This window comes from Staphylococcus caeli (assembly GCF_900097965.1).
GTDB lineage: Bacteria > Bacillota > Bacilli > Staphylococcales > Staphylococcaceae > Staphylococcus > Staphylococcus caeli.
In genome coordinates this window covers 13,878-27,676 of record NZ_FMPG01000013.1, presented here as the reverse complement: position 1 = coordinate 27,676, position 13,799 = coordinate 13,878, and the positions used below count along the sequence as shown (strand labels likewise).

The following is a 13,799-nucleotide window of genomic DNA, read 5'->3' as shown; positions in this document are numbered from 1 at the left end:
ATTAATTTCAAAAAAGACAGACTTATCCAATTTTGGAATTAAAACCGAAAATTTGTTGCGTATGATTTGTAAATATCTGCAACAATAAGCTATAAGAAACATTTAGACACCTCCTCAAATATAATTTATAAATATATTACAATAAAAAATGAATAACTTAAAGAGTATACAGAAAATAGCAATTTTCTATACGTCTCAAAACGCCCCTCACGTTTATAGTAAGGGGCGTTCATTTTACATATGACTCAATTTTTAGGCTGTACACTTTTAACGGTTGGTGAGTAAAAACATCAATCGTTTTTTATGTTTGAATAAAAAAAAGCACAAATATCTCTATAATTATAAGTGACCAAACCATAATTAAATGAGAGATATCTGTGCCGTATACTTATAATAAAACAAATTACCTTGGTTTAAAAGTAGATAATATTTATTTTTCAAATGAATTACCTCAAGAAATATACTACAAATGCATCAAAACACTATTTTATAAAGCTGTTTTAACCTACGATGCTATTGCTTGTGAATGTTGTGGTATTAAAAATGAAAATAATACTGTTATTAAAAATGGCAAGAGACACACATTAATTTATATGGGTGAAATCATTTATAAACCTCCTTACTTAGAACTAAATAAACAGCGATTTTATTGTAAGGCTTGTGGTGAAACTTTCACAGCTAAGTCATCTTTCGTTCAACCAAAATCTTCGATTTCAAATTTAGTAAAACTAGCCATTGCTGAAAAAGCTACTGAAGCACGCTCTGAGAAAGCAATCGCGCGTGATTTATTTCACCTTCAACTGTTCATCGTCAAATGAAAATTATTGCCCAACAAGTTAAACCAAAAATATCAGATATACTGCCAAGTCATTTGTCTTTTGATGAGTTTAAATCAACTAAAGATGTTGAAGGGGCTATGAGTTTTATATATTGTGACGGAAGTACACACGAAATATTAGATATTTTACCTGATTGACGAAAAGGTAAATGACATAATTTAACTTATCGGAAGTGTATATGCTTACATGTTTACAGGTGATATAATTATAGAGTCGCCTATCTCTCAGGCGTCAATTTGACGTAGAGAGGAGGTGCATCAAATGACAGATATTCTTGTTCACATCATGACCACAGCAGCAAGTGGTTGCATTGTCGCTTTCTTTGCGTATTGGCTTCGCAAACGTGATGATAAGTAAAATAGGCGACTAAGTCACACCAAAAAACCCCTCACTACTGAGAATAGTCAGGGGTTTGGTGCATCAAATGCAAATATTCTTGTTAAGTGCATTATAACATCATAGTGGGCAGGAATGCAAAAATCATTTGCTATCTTTGTTTATACAAACAATCTATTATCTTTTTCCAATTATCATTAACGTTTTCCCACGAATCTCCCCAATTTTCATTTATAAATTTATACGCTTGATATGGTTTTTCATTAGACGGAGCTTTGTATCCAAGTGTATCTTCAATGCACTCTTTTAATAAATGTAATTTATTATCATCATTAAGAGCCTCAGAGATTGGTTTGTTAAATTTGATAGCACCAGGTGTATTTCCATCTCTATCATGTATAACGTGTATCTTAATACCCATAGATTTTAAATAGTTAACTAAAGAAATAATTGTAGCTTTACCTCTTGCCTTAACAATTTCCCAATTATAGGAAAATTCTTTTTGCATGTTTTCAGGCATTCTTAGTATAGTTTCTTTAAGAACAAGTTCTTCAGTATCTCCCTCAATAACAAGAACATTTTTCGCGAAAAATATTTTAGCAATACTGTCATCAACTTTTAAAATCATTTTTACATGAGTTTTATCTTCAGAGACCAAATTTTTAAATTTAGTACTAATGTTAAAAGGATTAATAACTATATGCTCTATATCGGTTTCATCATTTCCCAGTGGATTTTGCTTATATTCTAAACTAAAAGCATTTAATATCTGCCTAGTATTTTTACTCAAATCAATCATATAAGGAGAGTGTGTAGTGCATATTATTTGATTATTATCTTGTAATGATAAACTATATATAGTTTCTTTCATCTGTTTTGCTGCTTGAGGATGTAAGTAAATCTCAGGCTCCTCAAAAGCAATTAGCAATGGCCTAATATATTCACCTTGTTGCTTTTTCTTATTTTCTCGCATGTTTCTATATCTTAACATTGCAAATATTGCAGATCGAACTACACCTGAACCCTGATTACTAATTGAAGTATAGACATTACTACCTAATTGGACATCAAAACTAGGTTTAATAGCATCATTTGCATCTGATAAGTTTGCTTGTGCAATAAAAGAAGTGTCAGGAAAAACATCGCTAACAACGTGATTTAATTCATTCAACAATTGTGAAAACTCACTATCTTCATCTTGTGGATTTAGTTCTTTGGCCAATTCATTTAAATAATGTTGTGCTCTTTTGAAATTAGTTGACTCTTCTCTTACATCTTCAAACAACTGCTTTAATGTTGTCATTAATGCCCCCGTTTGTCCCGAGAGTTCATTATCTTGAGATTTGTCTTCAATTAAAAGAAATTTCGGTAGTCTGCTAGATACATTTGGAGAAATTCCTCCTGGATTCTTAAACCATTCTATTGAATCAGATATATTAAATAATATATCTGTCCCTTCTTCTTTTAGTTTTTCAAAGTCTGTGGAAGTTAATTTTTTATCTGGTTTTATACTACTAAGAGAATCTTCAAATACTGATATATCTACGCCTTTATCTATGAAATCTTGAATTTTTTTACAGTTGCTAAAATCTTCTTTTAAAGTTAATACTTTCTGTTTCATTTCAATTTGACAAGTACTATTATCAAATGTTTTTTTATAAAATATGCTATAACCTTCATTTTCAAAATCTTGATTTTTAAAGAGTCTATGTGAGTTAAAACCTCTCCAATTCAATGATTCATCTCTAAGGTTATTGAATTCAGCAGTTATTATAACTTTATCAGTTAATTTATCAACTTCATTGTTACTATTAATAAAACGACAAAAATCACCGTCATCCATTTTCTTTTTGTCTTCTAGCAGGTATTTAATAGCTTTTAATACAGAGCTCTTTCCAGCATTATTTGGTCCAATGAGAAATGTAGTATCTTCACAAATTACTTCTGTAGAATAATGTTTTCTAAATCCTTCAATCTTTATTGATTTTAATTTCATTTTAGATAATCCCCTTAATTTTTTTGAGTCTTATTTATTTTACCATGTAAATTTACATTTTTCACAACTTGTTTTTTGAATTATAGGTACACCCTATCCATACTAAACAAATTTTTAAAATTATAACAATTAAAATGTGTGATTAGGGTGTTTATTAATTGGTGTGAATTTAAACGATCATAGAATATGCAAAATTTTCATCGATAGATCAAAATTCAGGAAGCCAATTAAACAATTTAAAACGTTTAAGTGGTGAAAATATCCACAAAAGAATAATCAGTTGCGCTGATTGAAAATATGCCTATATTTCAAGAAACTTTTAACTTAATAAGAATGGGAATAGGAAATCGCTTTGTTGTAGAATAGATTGATTATTCAGGACTTTATTATGATGAAATTATTGAACCGCACATTATTTAAAGGCAAAAGATATTCAGTTAATGATTACAAAATTTACCTATGATGAATGAAATAACCTCAAAACGCCCCTCACGTTTATCGTAAGGGGCGTTCATTTTACATATGACTCAATTTTTATAAAACTATGCATTCACTTATTTTATAATATCAATGAGTTCTTTCTTAGCTGCTGCTCTAGCCGGAATCCAACCAAATACGATACCGATTAACATTGAAACGCCCACCGCAATTAACACGGAGCTCAGACTTACCACACTCTGAATGTAGTCTGGCGTGACCGCATCAACACCTGCCGCAATAAGTATACCGAGTATCAAGCCAATTAGACCACCGATGACACAGAGCACCACACTTTCAATTAAGAATTGTAACTCTATATCACGCGCTTTGGCACCAAAGGCACGTCGAATCGCAATTTCCTCTGTACGTTCAGTTACAGAAATATACATCACATTCATGACACCGATACCTGCAATAAATAATGAAATACCTGCAACAGCTGCTACAAAGTAAGTAATGCCATCAAAGACTTTGTTAATACCTTTCATCATTGCTTCCGTATCATTATAACTATATTGTCCTTTACCAACGCCTGAACCTTTTTTATTTAACTCATCCGCAACTTTATTTGCGACCTCTTTCTTATCCGCATCACCAGCAATGGTCAACTGTAGTGATGGATTATTCTGACTTAAACCAATCATGTATTGTTCAAACGTTTTAGATGGCATGTTGACGACGTTTTGATTCATCGTATCGTTTGCTATACCAACAACTTTAAATCCTTGACCATCGATATATAACGTTTTGCCAATCGCATCTTTATTGAAAACATCTTTGGCAATTTTGTCATCAACGGTTACCACTTTTTTGCGTAACTCGTTGTCATCTGCATCAAACCCTTTACCTTTTTCAGGGCTCTCCATCGTTTTCTTTTTCAAAATACTGATGTCGCCTTTTTTCTGGGCATTAGTCATTTTAGCAGAATAACCTGTGTCATCATTTTCTTTAATTTTCGCATCAGAGACACCATTTTTTTGCTTAATCATATCAATATCTTGTTGTGTGAACGGGTTTTCCTTAGCACCTTCACCACTACTCGTCATGAAACTGATAATGGCTGAGTTTTTTCCTGCACCAGAATCTGAAAATTCATCGGCTGCCGTTTTCTTAAATCCGTTCCCTAAAGACATAATTGTAATAACGGCCGCAATACCAATTATAATACCAATCATTGTGAAGATATTCCGACGTTTATTTTTCAAAATCAACTTAAATGAGACGGCTAAAATATTAGATATGTTCTTCATTTAACCACCTCTTCTCGTTGCACACGTCCATCTAATATATGAATAATGCGGTCTGCTTTATCCGCAACTTTGCGATCGTGTGTCACTAGAATCATTGTCGTGTTGTGTTCCTTATTCAATTTCATAAATAATTCCATAATATCTTTAGATGTTTTTGAATCTAGAGCCCCTGTAGGCTCATCAGCAATAATAAATTTCGGTTGATTAATAATCGCACGTGCAATGGCTACACGTTGTTGTTGTCCACCTGATAATTTATTTGGCACTAGGTTTTCTTTATCGAATAAGCCGACATCATGTAATGTGCTTGTGACCCGTTCTTTACGTGCTTGCGAACCCATACCTGCATACACAAGAGGGATACTTACATTCTCTAAAATCGTATTATTTTGAATTAATTTAAAGTTTTGAAAGACAAACCCTACCGTTTTATTTCTAATTTCTGCGAGGTGGTTGTCCGAACTTTTTTTATAATTTTCGCCATTAAAAAGATAATCGCCTTCATACCCACGATCAATAAATCCTAAAATGTTGATGAGTGTACTCTTACCTGAACCTGAAGGACCCATAATCGCAATGAACTCGCCTTCTTTGATGTCGATATTAATGTCCTTCAAAATGTGATTGGTTTCATCCCCATTTTTGAAATGTCGATTGATATCTACAAGTTCTATCATGATGACACCTCAACTTTGTCTCCATCATTCATTGTATTTTTTGGATTTTTGATGAGCGTGTCACCTTTCTTCAATCCTTTTCTCACGAAGATTTCTCCATTGACTTTATCAATTGAAATATCGCGTTTTTCGACTTTATTATCCTTATTGACCACAAAGACATTATTATCTTTTGTTAATACAGATTTTGGTAATTTGATAGAATCTAATGGCACTTTAACGTCCATAGAGTAACCTGCACGTACCGGGATGTCTAAATCGCCAATAATAACCGTGTATTTTGATGATTCTGAATCATTACCTCCACTTGGATCAGATGTTACTGGATTAGATGACTGTGTTGCCGCTGTGCCTGCACCTTCATCACCTTCTCCAGCACCGGCACTTGCTGCGCTAGCACCACTTGACTCACCTAATTGTTCTTCATAACTTTTAGGTAATTCTGAGATTTTCTTAATTTCACCTTTACCCGTTTTACCATTACTTGTAATTTTGACATTTACTTTGTCGCCTTCTTTGATTTTTTCTAAATCAAATTCAGAAACCGTTGTTTTGATTTGAGGCTCTTTCGATACAAGTTGTAAAATGGGTTGTCCATCTGACACATTCTCACTATTTTTGATATCTACTTTCCCGTCAAAAGCAGCATACACGCTATCATTGACTTGTTTATCGTATTGACTTAATTGTTGTTGTGCTTCACTTAATGCGCTTTGATCTTGTGTGAGTTTCTTTTGTAAGTCGTTATTATTTGGATTTTGATTAATATTGCGATAGTCTTCGTTGACACTTGCCTGTGCTTCATCCACTTTGTTGGCAAGTTGTTGACGTTTACTGTTATTCACGTCGTAATTGATTAATGGTTCCCCTTGTTTGACTGTTTGACCATCATCAACTTGTGTACTGATATATGTTCCTATTTGACTGTTATTGTTATATGTTTTAACTGCATGCGGAGAGGCTTTCCCCTCTAAATTGAGTGGACTTTCTTTCTCCACTTTATATGTATCGTAGCCGTCTTTATCCTCTGAACTACTATTAACTTGCCTTAAAATCAATGCGATTGCCAATAGTCCTATGATTGCGACAATCCCTATAATCCACATCCATTTTTTCTTCAATTAACAAACACTCCTTAAATGTATTTTCAGTGCCATACTATCACACTTGTACACTTAAAAATATAGAGCATTATATATTTACAAATCAATATATTTTTTTGATTTTTATATAACACTATTGTCACAATGCCAACAGGACACAGATTATATGTATCAGATGGTTTAATATGTCGAGATTGCACACTACTAAGTAAGTGTACTGAAAGTAAAGGTTCCATAAAACAAATCAGAAGACATGTTTGGCATGAATATTTAGATATAATTGAAGATTTAAGATTTGTAGATACAGTAAAAAAATTATATAAAATGTGAAGTCAAACGACAAAGAGAAGATTTGGCGATGCAAAAGAGCAACATGGTATGTGATGTACGAGATATAGAGGACATGACAAAGTTTCCATGGATACCACGCTAATTTGTACTGCCATGAATCTTAAAAAATCGCAATGTGGCTAGTAAAAGGAACAGTAACAGGAGGGGAACAGAAACCAAATTCTCTAATAGAGATTTCGCTGTCCCACCCTAGAAGGTTAACTAGGATTGAAAATAACATTCTATAAGCCTATTTTCAATACAGTCAGCTACTGCCCTATTGAACATGAATCTGGAACCTTTATTTTTCTCAGTTTCACTACTACTTTTGAAAAAACTATATAAATAGAAAATAAGCAAACCCTTCGCAAATTAACGCGAAGGGTTTGTAAACGTTCTGTAACTATCTTTCGGCAACTCTATTATGGATGCTTATAATTGGAAAATTATTGTGAATAAAGTAGATTATAAAGAAGATTAAATCTTAGTAAGTGATACATTAAATCAAATTACTATACCTCAAAACAGCATATTACATAGTAACCAAGGCAATGTTTACACAACTTATTCTTCGTATCAATTATGCGAAGAATAAGGCACAATCAGAAGTATGCCTCGAAAGAGAACCCCAGCTGATAACGCCCTGATAGAAATCTTCCATTCTCCGCTAAAGTGTGAAACTTTCTACATTAACAACAAGCTCAAATAAAATTGAGATTTATATTATCAAAATAACATTAAATACTATAATATTCTAATTCAACAAAAACTAAGCTACTTAGTCCCTGTGAAATACAGCAAATTAACAACCTAGAACATAGTGTCTTTATTTAAGTCCCCACTTTAGGAGTTCAGTACCCCCAAATAACAACTTACTCATCATATTTTTATTTTAAATACACTGTTAACATCACTAATGATCTAGGCGGTAGTTTTACTGTGTAAGAGCCCTTATTTTTATTATGAGGATTTATCTTTAACTTTGGTGCATTATATTGGCTTAACTTATATTTTAAAAAATTAGGAAATTCTTTTCTCTTTTCAATTTCTGTGTTAATAAGGCCATCTATTGTTCCATTTTCATTATTTAATAATTCTTCAGAAATAATAATATCTTGATTTCCTATAACATTATCTAAATCTATATAAAATACATGTGTATGATCATCATATCTATCAGTAATCTTATTGTCTGAATTATATAATAGTATATTATAACCATACATATTTTTAGTTATAATGTAATTTTCACCATAGAAACATCTATATTTTGAAAAATTCAAAAGCATAATGCCTAAATGAAAAAATAGAGTTTTATTTTCTGTTTCATCAAATATAGAAATACTATTATCTAGTGGATCATTCTTATTGAAATTTATACTCGCTCCTGCAAGATATTTTTTATTAGGCACTGTGTCAATAGAAAAATGCAAATTTCTTCAAAAAAAGTGAAAAAATTTTATTATCAGCTAAAATATCAAAGAATCTTGCACAATCATCTAAAAAGAGCTCAAATCCCCAAAAATATACACAAAACAAAATATTAGTCATTCTGAACTTTTTGAATTTTTATACAAAATTTATACAACTATCGCTTCCGCGCTCACTGTAAACCGTTCGCTTAGATTACCCCTAAATAAGTAACAGGTTCGTTCCTCACACAGTCACTTATTTAGGGGTTACAATTTTGTTTGAGAGTCTAAAAAAGATTGTCTTTCTGTCGCTAACATATCTTGGCTACTTACATATTCAAAAATCATTCTAGGGCGTTCATTGATTTCCTTAATAGCCTGTGCTAATTGTTTATTAGTTATATACGCAAAATCAGTACCCTTAGGAAAGTATTGTCTTAATAGACCATTCACATTTTCTATTGAACCACGCTGATAAGGACAACCTAAATCACTGAAATACACATCACAACAAAGTTCTTCTTCTAACAACATAAACATTGAAAATTCTTTACCACGATCCATAGTAATACTCTTTGGGCTCATATCTTTTAAAATCTTAATAATAGCACCACATACATCTTTTGACTTCCTCGTTCTTAATTTAACTGCATATAAATATCTTGTCTTGCGTTCTATTATTGTTACTAAACACGAAGTAGAAGGGCGTCTACCCCAAATTGTATCCACTTCATAATGACCATATTCTTCACGTCTATTTGCTTTTACTGGGTCTATATCTAATTACACGATGACCTACATCTAATTTGCCACGCTTTTCTGTAGATTTAGTATATTTTTTACCACCATACCTCAAATCACGTTCACGATTAACATGAACTAAGCCTTTTCTAATGTATCTATAAATAGTGGGATAACTAATATATACACCTGTATCCACTTCAATTTGGCTTGCTATTTGTCTTGGAGACCATTTCAAAGCCAATTTTTCTTCAATATATGCTTTCGTCTTAGGACTTAACGCTCGACGTTTTTCAATATCTTCCGCAGTAAAACTCCTTGATTCAATCGCATGTTCTTCAGCTAAAACTGGATTATATTGTCCATTTTCATCAGAACGTTTTCTAAGTTCATCATAAACAACTCTATAATTACGATTTATTATTCTTGCCGTTTCAGCTATTGATTTACCTTCACTAATATATTTTGCTATAGCTAATCGTGTATAGTAATCAACTTCTTCACGCTTTTTTCTTTTTGCCATAATACATTCTCTCCTTTACATTTAATAAGGCTCATTTTAAAATGTAATTAAGAGACATGGTATAAATCAACTCCCTAATTCTTGGCAGATAGAAGGGAGTTGATTTTTTATTCTTTTAGATTTTCTTCTTTATAATCAGGTTCGTTATTTTTCATATACTTCTTAGCATTGATATTTCTATCTTCTTCATATTTATCTGTAGTCTCATTTTTTTTATATAGATGAGACCTAATACTTGTTCCCCCTGCTAATGATTGATAAGACATTACAATCACATTTCCACCCTCATATACATAAAAGTTACTATTTTTTCTATCTACTTTCTTAGAGTTGTCTCTATCTGCTTTTTCTAATTTTGTCACTTCATTAATTTCAGTATCATATTTCTGACCACAAGCAGCTAATAAAAACATAATACTCAATAATAAAACACACCACTTTTTCATGATAAATTCACTCCTTTTTAGTAAATTATATCATTTACTTGACACGGGTCAACGTCCTAATGGTTTCAAATTGAAACGTTTTAAATCCTCAACTAACCATTTGTCATTTTCTCGTTTCATATTAAGTTGAACAGAAGATTGTTTTTTATCAACTTTATCACTTGTCGTATCCGAAACACGTTCATCAAATTGCACAAATACTTTATATGAATCTTTTCTTGGATTATACCTCTCAAAATAAACATGTACATTATCTATAGAAATATCATCATAAATGTTGTAATTATTCGAACTTTTATTAAACAACTTATCATAATAATCATTTGTAACTAATGATTTAATATCCTCAGATTTATCCTTAAACGATGAATCTGATTTCATATTAAACATTTTTTCAACAAATGTTTTTGAAGTTTCACGGATCTGATCTTCTTCTTTTTCAATTACATTTTTTGATTGTCTTTCAACTGTTTTATTTAATGATTCATTTTTAGCTTCTAAAGTATCTATTTTCTTCTTTAGCGTAACATTCTTATTTTCAATACTATTTACTTGTTGTTTCGAATATTGTGAACCAACTAAAAATCCAATTAATCCTAACAAAGCAACAACACCAAACAAAATTACTTTAAATTTCATATCCATTTTGTTATCACTCCTTATCATGAATAAAACTATAACCTTCAGTCATTGTTAAATCACGCTCATTAACTTTATATTCACCTTCCCAATTCATTTCAGAAATACGGAATTTTTTACCACCGTCGCTAACCCCGATAACAACTGCAACATGTCCATAATGAGAATCATGTCCACCAGCACTTTGTTCAGCTATAAATAGGGCACCAGGCTCAGGCTTTTCATTCACTTTATAACCTTCAGACTTTGCGCGATCGTTCCACTTATGTGCATCATGCCAATATGTCGAAACAGGTTTACCCATTTTCTGACGAATACCAAACGCATACCATGTACATTGTCCAGCTGTATATAAATTACCTTTACCAGGATTATCATTCGACCATTTAGGTAATTTACCATTAAATTTCATTTTCTTACCTTTCGTAGATGACTCACATGTTGCTTCTGAACCACTCAATTGCTTCATAATACGTTCAACAGTCGGTATCCAATTGTTATTCATGCCTGTAGGGTCATTCGTTGCACCTTCTGTAGGCGCATATTTTGGCCCAATCTTTTTAGGTGTATCTAATCCTTCGCTAATATATAAATCTTGTAAATTCTTAGCGCCAGCTTCTAAACCTTTATCAATGGTTGGAAATGATGAATCATGTATCGTGCCAGCACCCATAACAGATAAAGGATTCTTTTGTTTTGTCGCATTCACGCCTTTACCCCATTGAGACTCACTCGCAACAATCGCTAAAAACAGGTTAGGGGGCACATCATGTTTTTTTGAAATTTTAACAATATCTTCCGTTTTACCTTCTAATGCGCCACCCTTGGCATTTTTTTCAAATACTGCTATTCCATTATTTTCAACATCGCCACCTTTACAAGACATTTCACCATGCTCATCTTGATTTCCAGTTGGCGCGAATAGCATTATCATCAAAACAGGTATCATAAAAAAGCTAATTACTAAACAAATCAACAAAATCTTTAATAACTTTATCTTTGCACCTATAGGCGTTGCCATAATTGCTTTTTTCGCAATTTGACGTTTATTTACCATGTTTATTAATATCCTTTTGACGTTTCATTTTTTCACTTTGTTCATTACGTTGTGGTTTACGCTCTATAGGTTGTTGATGTGTCTTTTCATTAAAATTTTGTTTGTTTTGATGATTTTGTACCTGCCTTTTATTAACATCTTTATCATATGCAGATTGTTTTGCCTTACTTTCTGCACGCTGTTCAGTACGTACCACTTCTTTTGGCACTTGATTATCTTTATTTTGATAATTCATAGAATCACTAGAATTTTGTTCATTTCTCTGAACACTTGTTTTATCCGATTTCTCTCTTACTTGTTCTTGTTGTTGAACCTGTTTTTGATATTTAGAGTTTTGATAACCGTTTGCTTCATTTTGATTTGAATCGACAGTACCATTAGACTGCGTCATACGTCCATTTGACGATTCATTTAATGAATGGCCTTCAGAACTATTTTGTTGTTGCATTTGTTGTTTCCTTTTAAAATATGAATTTTTAGTAGGGGGTGGTGCTTTACTATATGAACTATTATTTTGTGGTTCTCGCTTATAATCGCCCGAACCATTTCCACTCGGCGAGTTAGTTTCATTACCTGATTTAGGATGCTTAGTTGGTTTATCTTGTTGTCTTTTTCGCTTCTCTTCCTTGTTTTCACTTTGTTTTTTACGCATTTTATTCCATGACTGTTGTGTTTTTTCAGTTGCAGCTACACCTATATCACTTGGAGAAAAACTCACATTACCGCGAGAAATAAAATCAATTATCTGACTTCGTTTTTTATACAATACAAAAAGTAAAGCTACAACAAATAAAGCATTTAAAAAATATGCATCTTTACTATCAGGACGAATGAACATATCTGCAATATCTACACATAGACTTACAACAATAAATAAAAACGTCATACATGCACTTAAAATGATATAACCTAATGTTCTCGCAAATGCTTTAAACACCGATATTTCCATGTTTGGTAAAAAACTCAATATCCAGCTGAATACTAAAAATAAAAATAAGAACAATGAAAATGTTGAAAATATCACTTTCGCAAAACTAATGGCTAAAAACACAATCGATACAAAAATAGTAAGGATAAATCCAATAATCGCAATACCTAACTGTCCAATGACATTTGATTGTTTCATCGCTTTATTCTTATAATCATTTACCTCATCACTTATTATATCTTCAATATCATCTTCATTATCTTTATTAGGCTCTAACTTTAATAAATCACCAACGCGCTTTTTATTTTTTTCTTTGATTTTCTGTTCATTTACCGTATCATAATTCATCATTAGATATGTCCGATAAATTGTCATATTAAAATACTGGTTTCTTATTTTATTCATACCAGAATTTTCGTTAACATAATCAACATTATCATTAATCGCAGTTGTACTGTTCATCACAATATTATTAATATCTTTACCAATATTATTTGTACCTTTAATAATGGATCCAGCATTTCCTAAAATACCTACACCAAAACCAACTAAACAAAAAATCAAAAATCCTCGTTTTAAAGCTTCTCTTGCATTACCTTGAACTGAAAATATCACAAAGGCATTAAAGCATAATAAAATAAACAAAGTCATAGCTAAGTTATCAAGTAACTTACTATACATATCATTCACAAATTCACCAATTTTATCCGCAAAATCATCGATTACATCTAAATTATATAATTCAGTAATTGCAAAATCTGTTGTACTAACAATTATTTTGGTCATACTAAAGAAAAAATTCGTCACATTATTAATTTGTTGTGCAATTTCTTCATCTCCAAAAGGACTCCAGTCACTTTCTTTGTCATAAACTGGACGATAACGGTCTAAATCTCTACCTTCATACTTCTCAATTTTAGCCTCAACTGATTTCGTTGGTTCTCCTAATGGATTTGACACAGCGTAAACACTTACCGTTGTAAATAACAAAATAGGCAAAATTAAAAAGCATAAAAGATAAAGTCCTTTATGCTTCATTTAA

The 13,799-nt window shown here is 31.8% G+C and carries 14 protein-coding genes and 2 pseudogenes; 5 read left to right on the top strand and 11 right to left on the bottom strand.

Annotated features, from left to right (window positions below):
* Positions 1-377 precede the first annotated feature (377 nt).
* The 3 genes from BJS11_RS10970 (at position 378) to BJS11_RS13635 (ending at position 1,196) form a co-directional block, all read left to right on the top strand.
* On the top strand, positions 378-818 hold the full coding sequence (locus BJS11_RS10970) for a transposase family protein (RefSeq protein ID WP_069996244.1): 441 nt from the start codon (positions 378-380) through the stop codon (positions 816-818).
* A complete protein-coding gene (locus tag BJS11_RS13640; protein ID WP_142351592.1) occupies positions 815-976 on the top strand; it encodes a transposase in 162 nt (53 codons plus the stop codon). Before BJS11_RS10970 ends, BJS11_RS13640 begins: the two co-directional genes overlap by 4 nt.
* Positions 977-1,100: 124 nt before the next feature.
* A complete protein-coding gene (locus BJS11_RS13635; RefSeq protein ID WP_107399593.1) occupies positions 1,101-1,196 on the top strand; it encodes a type I toxin-antitoxin system Fst family toxin in 96 nt (31 codons plus the stop codon).
* A 130-nt stretch (positions 1,197-1,326) separates the two neighbouring features.
* On the opposite strand, the gene BJS11_RS10965 is transcribed toward BJS11_RS13635, so the two are convergent.
* From BJS11_RS10965 to BJS11_RS10950, 4 genes are all read right to left on the bottom strand, one after another.
* Positions 1,327-3,171 (bottom strand): ATP-dependent nuclease, encoded by a 1,845-nt coding sequence (locus BJS11_RS10965; RefSeq protein WP_069996245.1) that lies wholly within the window; start codon positions 3,169-3,171, stop codon positions 1,327-1,329.
* A gap of 554 nt (positions 3,172-3,725) precedes the next feature.
* Entirely contained in the window at positions 3,726-4,901 is a 1,176-nt protein-coding gene (locus BJS11_RS10960; protein ID WP_069996246.1) for an ABC transporter permease, read from the bottom strand.
* Positions 4,898-5,578, bottom strand: coding sequence for an ABC transporter ATP-binding protein (locus tag BJS11_RS10955; protein WP_069996247.1), 681 nt, complete (start codon positions 5,576-5,578; stop codon positions 4,898-4,900). The genes BJS11_RS10960 and BJS11_RS10955 overlap by 4 nt, the downstream gene beginning before the upstream one ends.
* Entirely contained in the window at positions 5,575-6,699 is a 1,125-nt protein-coding gene (locus tag BJS11_RS10950) for an efflux RND transporter periplasmic adaptor subunit (RefSeq protein ID WP_069996248.1), read from the bottom strand. Before BJS11_RS10950 ends, BJS11_RS10955 begins: the two co-directional genes overlap by 4 nt.
* 123 nt (positions 6,700-6,822) lie before the next feature.
* On the opposite strand from BJS11_RS10950, the pseudogene BJS11_RS14190 reads away from it, so the two are divergent.
* Positions 6,823-7,163, top strand: a pseudogene (locus tag BJS11_RS14190) (transposase); the annotation flags it as partial.
* A 263-nt stretch (positions 7,164-7,426) separates the two neighbouring features.
* A pseudogene (locus BJS11_RS13965) lies at positions 7,427-7,825 on the top strand (IS3 family transposase); the annotation flags it as partial.
* 73 nt (positions 7,826-7,898) lie between these two features.
* On the opposite strand, the gene BJS11_RS10945 reads toward BJS11_RS13965, so the two are convergent.
* From BJS11_RS10945 to BJS11_RS10915, 7 genes are all read right to left on the bottom strand, one after another.
* Positions 7,899-8,444 carry a hypothetical protein gene (locus BJS11_RS10945; RefSeq protein WP_069996249.1) on the bottom strand — a complete coding sequence of 182 codons (546 nt, stop codon included), beginning with the start codon at positions 8,442-8,444 and terminating at the stop codon, positions 7,899-7,901.
* A 246-nt stretch (positions 8,445-8,690) separates the two neighbouring features.
* Positions 8,691-9,152 (bottom strand): IS30 family transposase, encoded by a 462-nt coding sequence (locus BJS11_RS13380; RefSeq protein WP_245167171.1) that lies wholly within the window; start codon positions 9,150-9,152, stop codon positions 8,691-8,693.
* Between the two features lie 25 nt (positions 9,153-9,177).
* Positions 9,178-9,687, bottom strand: a complete 510-nt coding sequence (locus BJS11_RS10935; protein ID WP_069996251.1) for a transposase — start codon at positions 9,685-9,687, stop codon at positions 9,178-9,180.
* 107 nt (positions 9,688-9,794) lie between these two features.
* Entirely contained in the window at positions 9,795-10,133 is a 339-nt protein-coding gene (locus tag BJS11_RS10930; RefSeq protein ID WP_069996252.1) for a cystatin-like fold lipoprotein, read from the bottom strand.
* Between the two features lie 48 nt (positions 10,134-10,181).
* Positions 10,182-10,778 (bottom strand): hypothetical protein, encoded by a 597-nt coding sequence (locus tag BJS11_RS10925; protein ID WP_245167169.1) that lies wholly within the window; start codon positions 10,776-10,778, stop codon positions 10,182-10,184.
* A 7-nt stretch (positions 10,779-10,785) separates the two neighbouring features.
* Positions 10,786-11,829, bottom strand: coding sequence for a CHAP domain-containing protein (locus BJS11_RS10920; protein WP_069996253.1), 1,044 nt, complete (start codon positions 11,827-11,829; stop codon positions 10,786-10,788).
* Positions 11,819-13,795, bottom strand: coding sequence for a CD3337/EF1877 family mobilome membrane protein (locus BJS11_RS10915; protein ID WP_069996254.1), 1,977 nt, complete (start codon positions 13,793-13,795; stop codon positions 11,819-11,821). The genes BJS11_RS10920 and BJS11_RS10915 overlap by 11 nt, the downstream gene beginning before the upstream one ends.
* Between the last annotated feature and the right edge of the window lie 4 nt (positions 13,796-13,799).

Coding starts and splice junctions, on each gene's coding strand:
- BJS11_RS13640 (WP_142351592.1), top strand. CDS start 815: ATGAAAATTATTGCCCAACAAGTTAAACCAAAAATATCAGATATACTG.
- BJS11_RS13635 (WP_107399593.1), top strand. CDS start 1,101: ATGACAGATATTCTTGTTCACATCATGACCACAGCAGCAAGTGGTTGC.
- BJS11_RS10965 (WP_069996245.1), bottom strand. CDS start 3,171: ATGAAATTAAAATCAATAAAGATTGAAGGATTTAGAAAACATTATTCT.
- BJS11_RS10960 (WP_069996246.1), bottom strand. CDS start 4,901: ATGAAGAACATATCTAATATTTTAGCCGTCTCATTTAAGTTGATTTTG.
- BJS11_RS10955 (WP_069996247.1), bottom strand. CDS start 5,578: ATGATAGAACTTGTAGATATCAATCGACATTTCAAAAATGGGGATGAA.
- BJS11_RS10935 (WP_069996251.1), bottom strand. CDS start 9,687: ATGGCAAAAAGAAAAAAGCGTGAAGAAGTTGATTACTATACACGATTA.
- BJS11_RS10930 (WP_069996252.1), bottom strand. CDS start 10,133: ATGAAAAAGTGGTGTGTTTTATTATTGAGTATTATGTTTTTATTAGCT.
- BJS11_RS10925 (WP_245167169.1), bottom strand. CDS start 10,778: ATGGATATGAAATTTAAAGTAATTTTGTTTGGTGTTGTTGCTTTGTTA.
- BJS11_RS10920 (WP_069996253.1), bottom strand. CDS start 11,829: ATGGTAAATAAACGTCAAATTGCGAAAAAAGCAATTATGGCAACGCCT.
- BJS11_RS10915 (WP_069996254.1), bottom strand. CDS start 13,795: ATGAAGCATAAAGGACTTTATCTTTTATGCTTTTTAATTTTGCCTATT.